The sequence below is a fragment of the Muriventricola aceti genome, from assembly GCF_025567565.1.
Classification (GTDB): domain Bacteria; phylum Bacillota; class Clostridia; order Oscillospirales; family Oscillospiraceae; genus Lawsonibacter; species Lawsonibacter aceti.
The window spans coordinates 1-17,965 of the sequence record NZ_JAOQKF010000009.1; the positions used below are offsets into that span (position 1 = coordinate 1).

At 57.6% G+C, this 17,965-nt stretch carries 10 protein-coding genes; 3 read left to right on the forward strand and 7 right to left on the reverse strand.

The window, feature by feature from the left end:
* Positions 1–2,615, reverse strand: a 2,615-nt coding sequence (locus tag OCV64_RS10500; protein ID WP_262669954.1) for a right-handed parallel beta-helix repeat-containing protein, incomplete at its 3' end; no start/stop codon positions are given.
* 403 nt (positions 2,616–3,018) lie between these two features.
* Between OCV64_RS10500 and OCV64_RS10505 the strand changes: the two genes are divergently transcribed.
* Positions 3,019–5,283, forward strand: a complete 2,265-nt coding sequence (locus OCV64_RS10505; protein ID WP_262669955.1) for a glycogen/starch/alpha-glucan phosphorylase — start codon at positions 3,019–3,021, stop codon at positions 5,281–5,283.
* 41 nt (positions 5,284–5,324) lie between these two features.
* Here OCV64_RS10505 and OCV64_RS10510 read toward each other — a convergent pair whose 3' ends face one another.
* From OCV64_RS10510 to OCV64_RS10520, 3 genes are all read right to left on the reverse strand, one after another.
* A complete protein-coding gene (locus OCV64_RS10510; protein ID WP_147573483.1) occupies positions 5,325–6,854 on the reverse strand; it encodes a DUF6056 family protein in 1,530 nt (509 codons plus the stop codon).
* A gap of 19 nt (positions 6,855–6,873) precedes the next feature.
* Positions 6,874–8,361 (reverse strand): DUF1846 domain-containing protein, encoded by a 1,488-nt coding sequence (locus OCV64_RS10515; protein ID WP_186853384.1) that lies wholly within the window; start codon positions 8,359–8,361, stop codon positions 6,874–6,876.
* A 136-nt stretch (positions 8,362–8,497) separates the two neighbouring features.
* Entirely contained in the window at positions 8,498–9,547 is a 1,050-nt protein-coding gene (locus tag OCV64_RS10520) for a sensor histidine kinase (RefSeq protein WP_240286495.1), read from the reverse strand.
* Positions 9,548–9,915: 368 nt separating this feature from the next.
* Here OCV64_RS10520 and gap point away from each other — a divergent pair, with 368 nt between their 5' ends.
* Both gap and OCV64_RS10530 read left to right on the forward strand, forming a co-directional pair.
* Positions 9,916–10,926, forward strand: a complete 1,011-nt coding sequence (gene gap / locus OCV64_RS10525; protein WP_147573480.1) for a type I glyceraldehyde-3-phosphate dehydrogenase — start codon at positions 9,916–9,918, stop codon at positions 10,924–10,926.
* A gap of 185 nt (positions 10,927–11,111) precedes the next feature.
* Positions 11,112–11,543 (forward strand): hypothetical protein, encoded by a 432-nt coding sequence (locus OCV64_RS10530; protein ID WP_186853382.1) that lies wholly within the window; start codon positions 11,112–11,114, stop codon positions 11,541–11,543.
* 78 nt (positions 11,544–11,621) lie between these two features.
* Here the strand turns inward: OCV64_RS10530 and OCV64_RS10535 are convergent, their stop codons facing one another.
* The 3 genes from OCV64_RS10535 to OCV64_RS10545 form a co-directional block, all read right to left on the reverse strand.
* Complete coding sequence (locus tag OCV64_RS10535) at positions 11,622–14,594, reverse strand: S-layer homology domain-containing protein (protein WP_186853381.1); 2,973 nt, start codon at positions 14,592–14,594, stop codon at positions 11,622–11,624.
* 389 nt (positions 14,595–14,983) lie between these two features.
* The gene (locus OCV64_RS10540; RefSeq protein ID WP_262669956.1) at positions 14,984–16,642 is read right to left on the reverse strand and encodes a ribonuclease J; all 1,659 of its coding nucleotides are present in this window, start codon (positions 16,640–16,642) and stop codon (positions 14,984–14,986) included.
* Positions 16,643–16,983: 341 nt separating this feature from the next.
* Positions 16,984–17,965, reverse strand: a 982-nt coding sequence (locus OCV64_RS10545; protein WP_262669957.1) for a phosphohexomutase domain-containing protein, incomplete at its 5' end; no start/stop codon positions are given.

Here is a 17,965-nt window from a genome sequence, read left to right on the forward strand (position 1 = left end):
CGGGTCAGGGTGCTGCCGGGGGCGAACTCCCGGTCGGACACACCGGACATCAGGCCGTTGTCCAGGGCGTAGTCCACCGCCTCATGGTACCAGGCGTCCTCGTCCACATCCCGGAAGTCGGCGGCGGGGCAGGTATCCTGGTGGTCGATCTCCACGAAGGAGGCCTCAATGGTTACCTTGGACCGGGGCATCTTGAAGGTATACCTGCCGTCGCCCTTGTCGGTCAGCTCGATTTTGTCCCCGTTCTTGTCGGTGACGGTCAGCTCGTCCAGCTCATAGCCCTCGTCGGCCTTGACGGTGATGGTCACCGTCCGGCCGCTGGAGGTGCTCTTGGGGGACACGGTCACACTGCCGTTGTCAATGTTCTTGTCCACGCTGACGGAGTAGCTGCTGGAGCCGCCGCCTCCACCACTGGAGGAGGGGACATAAGTGTTCAGATCTTCAGGGCGCATAGTAGGCGCGGTGTAGTAAGGACCTAGTTGTGTGTTTTCATTTGTCCCTTCTTCTGTCGTGTCATCTCGTACTAGCAGGATCTTTCCCTGGCCTTCGCCAATGATCTCATCAGGATTTAAGCCATTCCAATAGCAATAGCTCAGGTCGATGTCCTGCTCCGCGCCCAGCTCGGTGACCTTGATGATCTCCTCCTGCATGGTATCGCAGATAAAACTGTTTTTGGTAATATCCAAGGTAGTGGCGCCGGACAGATTGGACAGTCTCATCGCGCGGCCGTCCTTCTCGCCAGTGCCATGAGTGGCCCACTGGTCAAATTTGTTGTCAGAGATAACAACAGTTTTAGTCCCGTCAGAACCTGATAGGGTGATTCCATTGAATCCCATATTCGCAAAAATGTTATTCGTAATTGTAGCTGTGCCGCAGACTGTGGCATACACGCCGCCGTTTTTAGTGCTATCCTGGGCGCCGCTGAATTGATTTTGGGTGATGGTCAGCCCGCTGATAGGAGAGTCGCCATTATTGATATGGATGGCATAGATATTGTCGCCGGTTATATTCCGGAACTCATTGTCACGGAAAACCAAAGCCTCTGCCTGGGCCAGATCGGTGGTTTGGGTCCAGGCTGTCAGGTTGATTCCTTTGCCGTCGAATACCAGGTCCTCGATGGTCATATTCAGTCCACTGGCCGACCCTCCGGCGAAGGAAATACCGCCGGTCAAAATGGCTGTATGGTCCTCCGGGCCCTGCACTGTAATGTTTGTTAAGGGCATAGTGATAGCTTCCGAATGGGTGCCAGGCAGGATCTGGACCGTGTCTCCGTTCTGAGCATCGTCCAAGGCGGCCTGCAAGGAGTTGTATCCCACATTTCCAATCTTGGCTACGGGAGAAAGGACACTGCTCACATAACTGGAGAGGTCGTATACCTCTGATCCTTTGATGCCCTGATTGGAGATTATCCCACTGTCAACAGCGTTGCCCTCCCAGACAAGCGTGAAATATTCCCCGTCTTTATTCGTTGCGCTAATGTCGTCATAAATCAAATAACCCTGCACACCATCTACGCTGTATATCTTGTTGTTTTTAACGGTGATCTCCCGGTTGTCTATTTGATTGTTTGCCAGATTCTCATGCAGAGTAATCGCGTTTCCTTGATCATAAATAGTGTTATTCTCAATTAAAATGGTCTGACAACCAGAGATCTGAACAGCGGAATATCCCACACCCGGAGTAATGGTATTTCCGGAAATGACGGCGTCCGCTGTTGCCTGATCAATGTTGATCCCCCTGGGATATCCAGATACCGTGTTGTTCGTAAACTGAACCGCCAAGGGTTCCGTTTCGTGCCCCTGCGCAAAGAATGCATAGGATGCTGTACTGCCGTTCCCATCAAAATTACAATCATTGACGGTCACATTGCCTTTTCCATGAAAGTAGTAGTGTATGGAACCCTGAATATTACAGTTATCTAGGGTGGTGTCAAACCCCGATTTGTAATTAGCCTCAATGGCAAAAGATCCTGCCGCATTGACCTTTGCGCAGTCTAAGGTCAAATTTTTAATTGAGAGAGCCATAAAGTCATCCGCGGTTTCTCCCCACCACAGATAGGGCATTTTCAGGGGCTTTTCAATGTCGATGGAGGCATTGTCATCATAACCTACGATATTGATGGCGCGGATACTCCTATCAACACTGCCGTACCATGCGGCTTGTCGGCCTCCAGACAAATAATATTGATTCAAAGTGCTGGGAAGCTGGACCTCTCCAAATATAGTCCACGTCAGGCTGACACCTTGGTGCTCGCTATCTTCTGGCACTTTATCGGTGTACAACGCGTTAAATTCTTCCTCTGTTAATCCATCTTGCCCTAAGCCGCCTGTTTCTGCCAGCTTTGCGCTGACCGCGCTAACGGCGGCTTCCATTGTAGGAAATACCTTCCCATTAAAATCCGCGATGCCGTGCAGACTGACACCGCTAAACTCAGCCAGTTCGTCGCCGGTCAGCTCAGTTTTTGTTTCTTCACCGTTTTGCTTGTAAACTACGCCGTCTTCATAAACATAATTGAATTCGGCATCCCCTTGCGGTTCGGTCGCAAAAACATTCGAAGGAACAAAAGTCATCACAATTATTACAGCCAATATTTTTGCCATGATTTGCTTCTTCATTGTTTTCAAGATCCCCCTTAATCCAATTTGAAAATGTGTACTTTCCCAAATTTGAGAAAGCACACCTTTACAATAAAAAATATAGCATTCACGCAAGGAAAAATGCTATATTTTTTATTGTAAAGGTGTGCTTTCTCAAATTTGGGAAAGTACACTTTTTTATTTTTTGCGTTCTACTCCTTAAAATATCCACAAGACCAGCGCCATGGATTTCTCATAAAAAATTTCATCTGGAAGGTGTTGATTTTCAAAAATAGGTAGAAAGTTCTAATATCTATGTAAAATTTGGGAAAAATCTTTTCAAAAGATTTGACGTGCCATGGTTCTTACTGATATACTGTTGGCCGAATTGGAACTTGTTCCCATTTCCGGCCCCCCTTGGGGCCAGAGAGGAGATCCTATCATGGAATTGAAAGAGAGGTTTTGGCAGCTGACACAAGAGCGGTTTGGCCGCGCCCCGGACCAGTGTGACGACGGCCAGCTCTATGAGGGGCTGCTACTCCTTACCCAACAGATGGCTCAAAGCCTCCCCGCTCCGGACAGCGGCCGGAAGCTGTACTATTTTTCCGCCGAGTTTTTGATGGGCAAGCTGTTGTCCAACAATCTGCTGGCGCTGGGCCTCTATGACCCGGTGAAGAAGATACTGTCCGACCTGGGCCGTGACCTGGGGATCATTGAGTCTATGGAGCCGGAGCCCTCTCTGGGCAACGGCGGCCTGGGCCGGTTGGCTGCCTGCTTTCTGGACTCTATCGCCGCCTTGGGGCTGCCTGGGGACGGGGTTGGACTCAACTACCACTATGGCCTGTTCCGGCAGAAGTTCGTCCATAACAAGCAGGCGGAGGAGCCGGACCCCTGGATCCAGCCGGACAGCTGGCTCATCGCCACCGGCCGGACCTTCTCTGTCCCATTCGGTGGTTTTGATTTGACTGCGGTCCTCTATGATATCGTCGTTCCTGGCGCGGGCAGCGGGTGCGCCAACCGCCTCCACCTCTTCGACGTGGAGCGGCCCGCTCCTCAGCCCTGGGTAGGCATCAGCTTCGACAAGGAGGACATTGCCCACCGCCTGACCTCCTTCCTCTATCCCGATGACAGCGACGAGGCGGGCCGGCGGCTTCGGGTCTACCAGCAGTACTTCATGGTATCCGCCGGCGCCCAGCTCATCCTGACGGAACTGGAGGAACGGGGCTTTTCTCCCCGTCAGCTCTCTGATCATGTGGTCATCCAGATCAACGACACCCACCCCTCTATGGTCATCCCGGAGCTGATCCGCCTGCTTACGGACCGGGGACTGTCTATGGATGAGGCCATTGATCAGGTGTCCCGCACCTGTGCCTATACCAACCACACAATTTTGGCGGAGGCACTGGAAAAGTGGCCCCTTTCCTTTCTCCAGGATGTGGCGCCTCAACTGGTCCCTATTATCCAAGAGCTGGACCGCCGGGTCCGGGAGGACCATCCAGATCCCCGTGTGGCCATTCTGGACAGCCAAGGGCTGGTCCACATGGCACACATGGACATCCACTACGGCTTTTCCGTCAACGGGGTGGCCGCTCTCCACACCCAGATCCTCAAAGAGTCTGAGCTGAAGCCCTTTTACGACCTCTACCCCCAGAAGTTCAACAACAAGACCAACGGCATTACCTTCCGCCGGTGGCTGGAGGCCTGTAATCCCAGCCTGGCGGGCCTTATCGACCAGTGCATCGGCGGCGGCTGGCGGAAGGACCCCCGGCAGCTAGAGGACCTGTTGAACTTCGGGGACGATCCGGCGGTGCTGGAGCGGCTGCTGGCTATCAAGCAGGACAACAAGAATCAGCTCTGCCGCCTGTTGTGGGCCGAGCAGTCCATCGCCCTGGACCCACAGTCTATCTTTGACATCCAGATCAAGCGGCTCCATGAGTACAAGCGGCAGCAGATGAACGCCCTGTATATCATTCGGAAGTATCTGAATATCAAGGCGGGCCGGCTGCCCCAGCGGCCGGTGAGCGTCCTCTTTGGGGCCAAGGCCGCCCCGGCCTATACCATGGCAAAGCACATCATCCATCTGATCCTCTGCCTCCAGCAGCTCATCGAGCGGGACCCCCAGGTCCGCCCATGGCTCCGGGTGGCCATGGTGGAGAACTACAATGTGACCTGGGCGGAGCGGCTGATCCCCGCCTGTGATATCTCGGAGCAGATCTCCCTGGCCTCCAAGGAAGCCAGCGGCACCGGGAACATGAAGTTCATGGCTAACGGGGCGGTCACACTAGGAACAATGGATGGAGCTAATGTAGAGATCGCCCAGCTGGTGGGGCCAGAGAATATCTACACCTTCGGCGTACAGAGCGGCCAGGTCATCCAAATGTACGATGAAGGAAGCTATCGGCCGCTGGACCTCTACCACCGTCCGAGCATCGAGGAGCTGGTGGACTTCCTGGTGTCCCCGGAGCTGCTATCCATCGGGGACCCTGCCTGCCTGTCGGCCCTGTGGAATGATATGAAGTGCAAGGACTGGTTCATGGCGCTGCTGGACACAGAGGACTACATCGCCGCCAGGGACCAGTGTGTGGGTGACTACGGCGACCGGCAGGGCTGGGCCAAAAAGATGCTGGTCAACATCGCCAGGTCGGGCTACTTCTCCTCTGACCGGACCATCCAGGAATATGATCAGGACATCTGGCGCCTGAAATGAAAGACCGCTCCCCCGGCATTGCTGGGGGAGCGGTCTTCCTCTTAGGGCAAGGAGGGGGTGTAGTCCTTGGAGGGGAAAAATTCCAGCCTCCGTTCCCACTGTTCCGGGTCAACATCCGGCCAGCACTCATAGGAGCCGGCGGGCAGGATGACCAGCGTTACCTGGTCGGGGATGTGATAAAACTGGCGGTAGTAGTCGGCGTACTCCACATTCCAGGGGTTTCGGGTGTGCCAGACCACCCTCTCGTACCGGTCGGTAGGCAGGATCAGGGTGTCGTTTCCCTGTTCCACCGCCTGGGAGGTGAGTTCCTCCCGCAATGTTGTACAGCCCAGCACTGTCCAGTGCATCCACCCCCAGCAGATCATCAGAGCCGCCAGCGCCCCACTGGTCAGGAGCTGGACGGGCCAACGGGCGAGCAGCGGGGCGGCCATATCGGCGGCGGTCAGAATCAGCATGGCCATGGGGAAAAAATACAGCCGCTGGCCCAGGGTAGTGGTAGCGGCCAGGGGGAGTAAGGACAGTGGGGCGGCCAGGCAGAGGAGGAACCGGCCGAGCTTTACACTAGGTTCTGTCCGCTGAACCAACGGGGCCAAAAGGACCAGGGCCCAGATCAGGGCGCTGACGGCGACTCGAACGGGAGTGTCGTATTCCTCAGTCTGGAGGAGCAGCCCATGGTAACCCAGCGGCAGAAGCCCCAGAAGCGCCAGGGGACGGAGCCGGCTGTTCCAGAAGCCGAGGGCAAGGATGACCGCCGAGGGCAGGGCGATATGGGGCCCCCGCAGGAAACTGATAGGCAGCAGGCGGACGAAATACTGTTCCAGGATACCAGTCAAAGCCGCTGGGAGGCCCCCAGACCAGTCGAAGGTCAGGTCACGCAGACCGTTGAGGGCGGAGCCTTCCAAAAGTAGCTGGGAAAAAGAACCGCCGCCAAAGATGATGGCCGCTGCCAGGGCGGAGCCTAAGAATCCCGCCCACAGGGGCAAACGCGCGGATTTGTTTCCCAAGGAGCAGAGGGCGGTCAGCAGAGCGGCCCCCAAAAACAGCAAGGTCAAATTTTCCACGAACAGCCCCATAACCACCTCAAGGGCAAGGAAAAGAACAGCCCAAAGCAGACGATGTCCGCCCCTATCCACGACGCGGCGTACCAGAAGCAGCCATACCAGAAATAAGAGGGTGGGCACTACATAGTTGCCAAATCCGGACACCCATGCGTAGGTCTCCTGCCACATGACGGGCGGCATGAGCAGCAGCCCCGCGCTGGAGGCCAGATAAATGGGCAGGAGGGACCGCTCCTCCCCACGAGCCGCCAGTCGGGCCATTAGGAGAGGGATAGCGAACATGGTCAGCCCCATGACCAGAGTTTTGACCAGCGGAGAATGGCACATGGCAACGGCAAAGAAATTACCCACATACCGGCGGTTCAGCGATCCCTGCAGCCACCAGCGCAGCCCCTGGTCCATGCCCCACTGCAGATCGTCCGTGGTACTGTATGGCACCGACCAGGCAATATACAGATAGAATACCAGCGCCCCCAGAAGGAGCGCTGTCTCTGCTGAACTTCGTTTGGACAAGCCAACGCCACCCTTCATGTTACCGGTGATAGAGTTTGTTGGTCTGGTACTGGGGCTCACAGGTGAGCTGAAGGCCCAACTTTTTATAGGTCACCGCGTCGGCGGGGGAGAGGATGACGGTGCAGTGGGCCTGACATCCCCCTAATTCTTCCAGATGATCCAGGGCCCTGGCGGCCTTGGGATCGGCGTTGGCCGAGGAGGCCAGGGCGATAAGCACCTCGTCACTGTGGAGACGGGGGTTGGCTGAACCCAGATGCTTGACCTTCACGGTCTGGATGGGCTCGATGGCGGACTGGGCAATGAGATGGATTCCGTGGCCTCCCGCGCCGGACAGATATTTCAAGGCGTTAAGCAGGGCGGCGGCGGAGCAGCCCATCAGCTCTGAGGTCTTTCCGGTGACCATAGTGCCGTCTGCCAGCTGGATGGCCATGGCGGGCTCGCCGGTCTCCTCGGCCATGTGGGCGGCCGCTGCCACCACAGGGCGGATATCGGGGGTGACGCCGGCCTGCTGCATCAGAAGCTCCAGCTTGTATACCGTGTCCTCCGAGCCACGGCCCTGGCGCTGATCGCACAGGGCCTCATAGTAGCGGCGGACGATCTCCTGACAGGCGGCCTCCCGGCACACCGGATCGTCAGTGATGCAGTTGCCTGCCATATTCACCCCCATATCAGTGGGGGACTTATAGGGGCAGCTTCCGGTAATCTTTTCAAACATGGCCGCCAGAACGGGGAATACCTCCACGTCCCGGTTGTAGTTGACGGTGGTCTGCCCATAGGCCTGAAGATGGAAGGGATCGATCATATTCACGTCGTCCAGGTCCGCGGTCGCCGCCTCGTAGGCCAGGTTTACCGGATGCTTCAGCGGAAGGTTCCAGACGGGGAAGGTCTCAAATTTGGCATAGCCGGCCACAATGCCCCGCTTGTGCTCATGGTAGAGCTGGGAGAGGCATGTGGCCATCTTCCCGCTCCCCGGGCCGGGGGCGGTGACCACCACCAGGGGATGGCTGGTCTCCACATAGTCATTTTTTCCAAAGCCCTCGTCGCTGACGATCTTTGTGATATTATGGGGATAGCCGGCGATGGGGTAGTGGCGGTACACTTTGACGCCTAACTGCTCCAGCCGGGACTGGAAGGCGTCGGCGGCAGGCTGGCCGGTATACTGGGTCACCACCACGCTGCCCACGAACAGGCCCCTGCCCCGGAAAATATCGATGAGGCGCAGTACCTCGCTGTCATAGGTGATACCCAGGTCCCCACGGACCTTGTTCTTTTCGATATCGCCGGCCTTGATGGCAATGAGAATCTCCGCCTTGTCCTTCAGCTTCTCCAGCATCCGGACCTTGCTGTCCGGCGCGAAGCCGGGCAGGACGCGGGACGCATGGTAGTCGTCGAAGAGCTTGCCCCCGAATTCCAGATACAGCTTGCCCCCGAATTGATCGATCCGGTCCTGGATATGCTGGGACTGGAGCTGCAGATACCGCTGGTTGTCAAAGCCTGTCTTGCTCACAAAAGACTCCCCCGTTCTTTCCTAATACAAACAAGATATTTTACCCCTGGGCGGCGGGGACCGTCAAGGGGTTTCGAGAATTATCGGGCATAAAAGGGGCCCGGAACTCTTATTCCGGGCCGTCCGCAAAAGAATTTTAGTCCAGCCCTTCCTGACCAAAGAGCTGAGGGGGCAGCACGTCGGACAACTCTACCAGCAGTGGGGATAGGCCGCCATCCTGCTGTACCTCCGGTGTGCGCACCGCAAGCCGCTCCTGGGCACCAGCAGGCAGAGAGATGAGAATGACCGGGGCCTTCTCACCCCACTCCACCAGCATGGTCCCCCTGTGGAGGGCTGCGATGTGCCGAACTACCGACAGGCCCAGTCCGGCCCCCTGGCCGGGCTGGGGGATAGCTTGATCAGTGTCCTGCTGCAACAGGGCCGCCAACTGCCGGTCAGAGGGCCGCTCCCCGCTGTCTGTGAGGGAGAGTACAGCGCGGTCACCCTGACGGCGCAGAGAGAGGAGCACCACGCCACCCCTCATCGTCTGTACTGAGTTGGAGATCAGCCCCAGCAGCATACGCTGAAGGAGGGGGATATCTCCCTGGATGAGCAGAGAGGGCAGGTCAGAGCGGTACTCCAGGTGGGTGTCCTGCTGAAGCAGTTGGCCCGCGTCCCGGGCGATCTGGCGGCACAGCCCAGCCAGGTCTAATACGGACGGTCGGAAGGGGATGCCGTCCGGCCCGGCAGCCGAAGTGACAAAATCTAGGTTGTTCAGCAGTCGGAACATCCGGTGGTAGCTCTTGCTGAAATTCTCCCGGGCCGCGGTAGAGAGCTTCCCCTCTCCCCCCTCTGTCATGGGTCCGATCTGGGTCAGAAATTCCGCCATCAGCTGCCGCATCTGCCGGATAGTCCCCTCCAGCTGCAGGTCTGTCAGCGACGTCTGTGGGGCGGGGTGGAACAAAAACAACTGTCCCTCTCCTGTGTCTGTACGGCTGAAGGCATAGGTGGTCCGTCCGGCGGTAAACGTGCCAACCCCCTTAGGGCCATACCGGGGCAGGTCCAGATAACCGGGCACCGGTCCGTCGATCTCCAACTGGGGCAGATAGTGGGCCGCCATGGGATTGATGGCCGTGATCCGTCCCAGCACGACATAGACCGCCGCCTCTGGCAGATTTTCTAAAATAGACAGGTTTAATTCGATCATGTCGCATCCTTTCGGTCAGGGTTTCTTAAGGCGCGTACCGAAGACAGCCGCGCGGTTAGGATGTGTTGCCTGCGCCGCTATCATGACGCATTTCCAGTATATCAAAAATTTCCACTGGCAACAAGAGAAAAGTCGAAAAACAGCCTCTTTGGGGAAAGCGGCGGATAAGCCCCGCCTTAACCCCAAAGAACCTCCGAAAATCCTACCTAGTCCTCGCTTAACTTGTCGAATTGCCAATTTTATCGGAAAAGTATTGGAAAATCCTCCCGAAATATATGAAAAAAGTCACTATCAAAAGGCATTGAAACGGGGTATAATACCAGTGGAAGCAATAGATATTGATTCTTTGAAAAAAAGGAGTTTTCAACATGAGCATCAAAGTTGGCATCAATGGGTTTGGCCGCATCGGCCGTATGGTGTTCCGCGCCAGCCTGAACCACCCCGAGATCGAGATCGTTGGCATCAACGACCTGTGTCCCGCCGACTACCTGGCTTATATGCTGAAGTATGATACGATGCATGGCCACTGCCAGGCCGAGATCGGCTACACTGAGAGCGCCATCATCGTCAATGGCAAGGAGATCCCTGTCTCCGCCGAGCGCAACCCCGCTGACCTGCCCTGGGCTAAACTGGGCGCCGAGTATGTGGTGGAGTCCACCGGCCTGTTCCTGACCAAAGAGAAGGCCCAGGGCCACCTGGACGCCGGCGCCAAGAAGGTTGTTATGTCCGCCCCCTCCAAGGACGACACTCCCATGTTTGTCTGCGGCGTCAACTTGGATAAGTACACCCCCGACATGAAGTTCGTGTCTAACGCCTCCTGCACCACCAACTGTCTGGCCCCCATTGCCAAGGTTCTGAACGATAACTGGGGTATCACCGACGGTCTGATGACCACTGTCCACTCCACCACCGCCACCCAGAAGACCGTGGACGGCCCCTCTCTGAAAGACTGGCGCGGTGGCCGCGCCGCCTCCGGCAACATTATCCCCTCCTCCACCGGCGCCGCCAAGGCCGTGGGTAAGGTCATCCCCGAGCTGAACGGCAAGCTGACTGGTATGTCCATGCGTGTTCCCACCCTGGACGTGTCCGTGGTGGACCTGACCGTTAACCTGGCCAAGCCCGCAAAGTATGAGGAGATCTGTGCCGCTATGAAGGCCGCCTCCGAGGGTGAACTGAAGGGGATCCTGGGCTACACCGACGAGGCTGTGGTGTCCAGCGACTTCCTGGGCGATCCCCGTACCTCCATCTTCGATGCCGACGCCGGCATCGCCCTGACCGACACCTTTGTGAAGGTCGTGTCCTGGTACGACAACGAGATCGGCTACTCCAACAAGGTCCTGGAGCTCATCAAGCACATGTACTCTGTGGATCACAAGTAAGATTTTTCTGATTCGATCAGGGCGCCGCAGCCGCGGCGCCCTTTTTCTTTTTTTGAATATAGAAGTATTATAATTTCCAAAAAATGTATGAAACCGTCCCACTCCGGGGCGGTTTTTTGTGTTAGACAGAGGGAAAGGCCTCACGCCCCAATCAAAGATTTCAAACACAGAAAGGACGATGGACTATGGCAAGCAGTTACACGGAACATTTCCAGCTCAATCAATGGGCGGCGGAAGACCCCGTCCTCCGGGAGGACTTCAATGCTGACAACGCAAAGTTAGACAAAGTAATTCCAAGAATCGTCACCGGGACCTATACCGGCGACGGGACGGCAGACCGGACAATCTATCTGGGGTTCCGTCCCAAGGCGGTGCTTTTATTTCCAGAAGATGGAACGACCTGCTTTTACTACTGTCCACCAAACTATTTTACCTGTCAGGGCGGCTTGATCTTAGACGGATACCCTCTGCGGTTAAAAAATGACCGCTGCAACATCATTTGCGCGGAAATCACGGACACCGGGTTTGCCGTCAAAATTTTCTCGGACCAGAGCAAGGCTGCCAATATTGCCACCAACCGAAATGGGACGGTATACCATTACCTTGCACTAGCCTGATATGAAAGAATCGCCCCCAGGCCAACTGGCCCAGGGGCGACACGTTATGGTTGTCTTAGATTGCTGACCAATAAAAGCTTAGGAGAAGATCATGGCGCTGGAACCGGTCAGAGTATAGGTGTTGTTGTCCATGCCCTGGAAGGTGACAACGACAGTAGCCTGATAAGTATGGCTGCCGGAGATAGCCACATTGGGCAGTGCGCTGTCGTCGAGGGAACTCAGAGTAGCACCAAGAGAAACCTTCTCATCCTTAGCGCTGCTGACAGTCTTAGCGAAGTCTTTCCCGTCAACAGTCAGAGTGGTCTTCACAGTGACATTCTTGGCTTCCCAACCAGAGATGTCCTTGCCATCAATGGTAGGAGCGGTGATGGTCATAGCCAGACTGCCGGAGTTCGTCAGCCCGACGGTCACAGAACCATCGGTGGTCACCACGGGGTCCTTGCCGCCCTCAGTGATGCCCTTGTCGTCGGGTACGACAACCAGGACAGTCTCGGCCAGAGGAGCCTGGTCATACTCGTTGTCCACGGTCATGACATACACGCCGGTGGTGTCAGCGGCGCGAGTGGTATCGGCCTCGATATCAGAGATATCGCCGGTGCGCAGCAGGTCCACATCGCCATTGGCCTTCAGCTCCACCACCACGAAGACGGTGTTGTCGTCATAGGCAAAGGTCTTTTTGGCGTTGCCGCCGAAGGTGATGCCAGTGTTCAGGGTCAGCACGCCGTCCTTGGCGGCGGTAGCCCAGTTGGCAGCGGCCTTACCGGCGTTGCTCTTCAGATCGAACTTGGCGGTCCAGGTCTGGACATAGTCATCGCCATCGCGCTTGTCGATCAGGTACATAGCCTTCTTGGCATTCTTAGCCAGAGTCTCGCTGGCGGTATAGAGGTCTTCGACCTTCTCGCCGTTGGCGTCATAGGCGTCGATGAAGCGATAGACGGTCTTGTTGTTCTTGTCCTTCTCAGCCTGATAGCCGGTGCCCTTTAGGATGATGTAGTCCTCGGCGTCGGCATCGCTGGTGAAGTTACCATAGATGAAGACGACCTCAGCCACGTTGTCGCTGTTCAGAACCAGCTTTACATCAGCGCCGGTCTTGCTGGATACGTTCTTGTAGCCGACCCAGGAGTTGTTATTCTCCACGTCTACGAACACGGTATTGTTGTTGGTAGCCTGCCCATTCGCAGTGCCGGTGGCGGAGATGGAGGGAACATCCTTCTTCACAGTGGCGCTGGTGCCGGCCTTCTCGGCGACGACCTCCAGGTCATAGCTGCTGGAGCCCTTGGTGAACTTGTAGATGGTCTTCTCAGCAACGGTCTTGGTGGTGCTATTGTCGCCACCATTCTTAACGGCGTCATAGGACTTGCCGCCGTCGATGATCTGGTCTACGGTGATGGTGTCCTCAGTGCCATCATAGAAGACGACCTTGGCAGAGGGCTCGCTGTTGAAGACAGTGCCCACTTCCTTCACGAACAGGTAATCCTCGGCAGTAGCGGTATCACCCTCGAAGGCCACGGCGTAGCCGTAAGCATCCAGATACAGGGTGGCTTCCTTGTCGATGACGGGGTTGGCGTCGGCGACGCTGTCCTCCAGGTTGTACAGGCCGGTGCCGATACCGTTGGCGGCGACAGCCTTGGTGTAAGCGTAGTTGTAGCTGTACTTGGTGCCGTCCAGAGTGGCGTAGTCGGCGTTCTTCACAGCAGTGACCTTGCCGGCTACAGTTTCGGCTACAGCCAGGGACTCGATCTCGCCGGAGGAAACAGAAGCGGTGTAGATGACGATGTCGTCCTTCTCAAACTTCTGATCGGTGGTGAACTTGTTGTCGGGGGTGTAAGCAGAACCAGCGCCGTTGTTTACCTTGGTCTTAAAAGACACGGTGACCTCGTAGTCGCCCTCGTCGCCGGTGACCTTGGTGACCTTGGCTACGCCGGTGTCGATCAGGGTCAGAACGACGGTCTCCTTGTCGGAGTCCACGAAGACCTCAGTCAGGACGCCCTTGTCAGCGGTCAGCACGCGCTCGCTGCTGGTCTTGCTGTGAGCGATAGCCAGGTCGCGGGCAGCGTGAGGGGCGGCGTTGGTGTCCTCGGCAACCAGGCCGCCGTTCTGGTAGATGGCCCAGTCGTAGTTATCAAAAGCGGCGGAGCCGACAGCCTGGTACAGAGCCTTCTCGGTGACCTTGACAGTCCAGGTCTGCTCGGCGGAGTCGGCATACTTGCCGATCTCGCTGGACTTATAGGTCCAGACGTTGGCGGGACGGTTGAAATCGTCGCTGCCCTCGTCCTTTTTCAGGTCGCCGTTGTACAGCTTCTCGCCCAGTTCCACGATGGAGCCCTTAGTAGAGCTGGTGGAGGAGGTGGGCTGCAGATCGCTGATGGCGCGGGCATAAGCCTTGTCGCTGGTGACATAGTTGTAGGTGACCTTGCCGGCCTCTACGATCACACCGTCGGCGTTGACCTTGATGGTGTCGTCGTCAGCCTCGACCATGCCGGACTCCAGAGCGTTCAGAACCAGTTGAGCCAGGTCGTTGCGGGTCATGGCCTCGGTAACGCCGGAGTCCACATCTTCAAACAGCTCGATCTTGCCAGCCTGCTTGATGGTGGCGAACTGCCAGTCGTCCTCAAAGTCGGACTGATACTGGAAGTAGCCCAGGGCCTTCATCAGCATCAGAGCGGCCTGGGAGGTAGTGACGGAGTCGCTGCCGCCGAAGGTCTTGGCGTCGTAGCCGGCGATGATGCCGTTGGTGTAGCAGGCGGCCACATAGGGTTCAGCCCAGGAGGGCACATCAGTGAAGGGGCTGGTGCCCTTGTAGTTGGCTACGCGGTAGTCCAGCAGGTTGGACATGACCACGGCCATCTCGTTGCGGGTGACCTTAGCGTTGGGGTTGAAGTTGCCGTTCTCGTCGCCGGTCATGATGCCGACTTCCTGGAGAACTTCGATGGCTTCCTGATTCTGCTCGGAAGACACATCGGCGTAGCTCGCGCCGGTGCCGACTACCATCAGGCCCATGACCATGACGGAAGCCAGAGCCAGGCTAAGAGCCCGTTTCAGGTTTCTCATTCGGGATTCCTCCTTAAATTTTTTCGGGGACTTTTCTGACAAAATCCCCATTTTTTCGAGGCTTTGAGGACTTTTTAGGGCATTAGCCCTGTATAACTCCCCTTGCCTCGTGATTATCTTAGCAGAAGTCAAATTTGAAGTCAACGGGTTTGATACAAGTGTAACAGAACCGTAATATTGCGTCCGGATTGTTACAGCAGAGGAAATCAGCGGCTTTTCAGGGGATCTCTGCCTGGGGCGGGGAACCCGCTGCTTGGGGCTGCTGTTCCCCGTGCTACCACACATCTCCAGGACATGAGATCACGGTCCCCTTACATTATAATAACAGCCCCCCGGGCGTGTGGCACAGGACCGTACACCCAGGGGGCTGTTTTCATTTGTTAAGGCCGTCAGACCTCCATGATGACAGGCAGGATCATGGGGGACCGCTTGGTCTTTTTATAGAGGTAGTTGGACAGGTCGCCCTTGATGGCCCCCTTGATGGCGGACCAGTCGGTGGCGTAGCGGCCGTCCACGGACTGGATGGCCTCCAGGGCCACCTGGCGCAGCTCCTCCATCAGCCCCTCGGACTCCTTCACATAGACGAAGCCCCGTGTGATGATGTCCGGGCCGGACACCAGGGCGCCGTCCTCGCCGGACATGGACAGGACCACCACGATCATGCCGTCCTGGGCCAAGTGCCGCCGGTCCCGAAGGACCACGCTGCCCACGTCGCCCACGCCGTAGCCGTCCACAAAGACCTGCCCGGCGGTTACGGTACCCGCCAGCTTGGCGGAGGAATGGGTCAGCTCGATGACCCGGCCAATGTCGCCGATGATGACCTGGTTGGGGGTCATGCCCATCTGCTGGGCCAGCTTGGAGTGGATCTGGAGCATCCGCTGCTCCCCGTGGACGGGGATGAAAAACCTGGGCTTGACCAGGGCGTGGACAATTTTCAGCTCCTCCTGACAGGCGTGTCCGGATACATGGAGGGTCATCTCCCGCTCGTTCATCACCTCCACGCCCTTGCGGTACAGCTCGTTGACCACGTTGCCGATGGCGTTCTCGTTGCCTGGAATGGCGGAGGCGGAGATAATGACCCGGTCTCCGGGGAGCAGGTCCACCTGGCGGTGGGTGTTGAAGGCCATGCGGGTAAGGGCGGACATGGTCTCGCCCTGGCTGCCGGTGGTGATGATGCACACCCGGTCCTTGGGCAGTGACTTGATGTGGTTCAGGTCCATGAGCACTCCGTCTGGGATGTTCATATAGCCCAGCTCGGAGGACACCTTCATCACGTTCTCCATGGACCGGCCGGTGACCGCCACCTTCCGGCCGTACCGGGCCGCCACGTCGATGATCTGCTGGATGCGGTCCACATTGGAGGCAAAGGTGGTGATGATGATGCGCTCCTCACACCCCCGGAACAGGGCGTCAAAGGAGGCACCCACGCTGCGCTCGCTGCGAGTATAGCCGGGGCGCTCCACATTGGTGGAGTCTGCCAGAAGGGCCAGCACGCCCTCCTTGCCCAGCTCGCCCAGGCGGGCCAGGTCCATCATCCCCCCCTGGATGGGGGTGGTGTCGATCTTAAAGTCGCCGGTGTGGACACAGGTTCCCACAGGGCACTTGATGGCAAAGGCCACCGCGTCGGCAATAGAGTGGTTGACGTGGATAAATTCCACGCTGAATTTCCCCGCCTTGACCACATCCCCCGCCTCGCAGGTGATGAGCTTGGTCTTATCCAGCAGACGGTGCTCCTCCAGCTTCAGCTTAATGAGGCCCGCGGACATCCGGGTGGCGTAGATAGGGGCGTTGATGGAGCGGAGGACATAGGGCAGGGCGCCAATGTGGTCCTCATGTCCGTGGGTGATAAAGATGCCCCGAATCTTCTGCTGGTTCTTAATGAGATAGCTGACATCGGGGATGACTACGTCGATGCCGTACATATCGTCGTCGGGAAAGCCCATGCCGCAGTCCACCACCACGATGTCGCCGCCGTACTCGTAAACCGTGAGGTTCTTGCCGATCTCGTTGAGGCCGCCAAGAGGAATGATTTTCAATTTTTCAGCCATAAATACTCCTTATCGTCGTTTTAATTTGGATGTAGCGGCGAAAGGACCCACAAAAACCAGCCGTGCCCCACGGCACAGCTACTGGACGGAAGGACTGCTCCCCTCCGGCCCTGCCTCGCCGGAGGGGAAAATGGTCCCTTCGCCTGTCTAGTGGATCTCGCCTTGGTCCCCTGTGGGCCGGCCCCGCCTGTTACTCACGGTTTGGGCGCACAGGATATATTTAAACGCGCGGGCCTGGGGCCCATACGCGCATAAATCAAAAACAAAGCCAATTACTGGCACAGATAGTATACCACACTTTTTTCTAAAAGTATACTATTGCTTTCAAGAGAACAAAAGAACTACTTTTTATCCCTTCCTTGGGCACATTGTTCAGAAATGGCCCGGTCCAGCTGGGCCGCCCGCCCGGCGTAGAAATCGCACAACTCGGCGGCGATCTCCAGGTCGGGGCCCTCGCCCACCACCCGAAGGGCGGACCGGCGGGCCAGGGGGACCAGATAGACCCAGCCACCCCCGGTGTGGACACGTAGGCCCTCGCCCCCGCAGGTCCGGCCCTGCTCCCGAACCATAGCCTCCATGACCCGCCCCCGGTCTGAGGAGAGGGGGACCTCCCGCCGCCAGGAGGAGAAGCGGGGGGTCTTGGAGATCAGCGCGTCCAGCTTTTGGCCCGATACGCCCATCCGAGCGCAGATCCGGGCTGCGGCGCTGGGCGCCGACCAAAACCAAGGTTGAGCGGCATACAGGTCTCTGGCTGGCTTTCCGTCCCGGTCCAGCCGCAGGACGGTCCCGTCATAACCGGCGGCTACCAAGTCCACCGCGGCGCTGGCCCCGGAGGGGACGGCCAGTCTGCCAGAACCGTTCTCCATCTCGATGAGGGCCACCAGGGCCAACAGCTGGCTGGAATCCAGGATGGCGCCCCGCTCATCCTGGGCGGTAAGACAGAAGCCGCCGTGGCTGGCCCGGAAGGCCGGGATGCCCGGCCGCCAGCGGTCCTCCACCTGGCAGCCCAGGGACAGGAGGACCGCCCGTATGGCCCGGTCATCCGGACCATTTCCCTCCACCGCCACCGTCACCCGGCGGAGGGCGGGGTGACCCAGTGAGGCGGCGGCAGCCACTTGGTCGGCCCACTGCTTCCGCGTCAGTTCCAGACGCTCCATCTGCCCCACCTGCCGGGCTCGGACCCGCCGGAACTCCCCCTGGAGAAGGGCGTGCTCCAGCTTCCGCTCCCTGGCCCGCTCCAGAGGCAGGCCCTGGCGGTCAAAGAAATGGAGAAAGACGCGCTCCTCCCCTTCCTCTATAAAGAGGGAGATGGGCAGCATACGG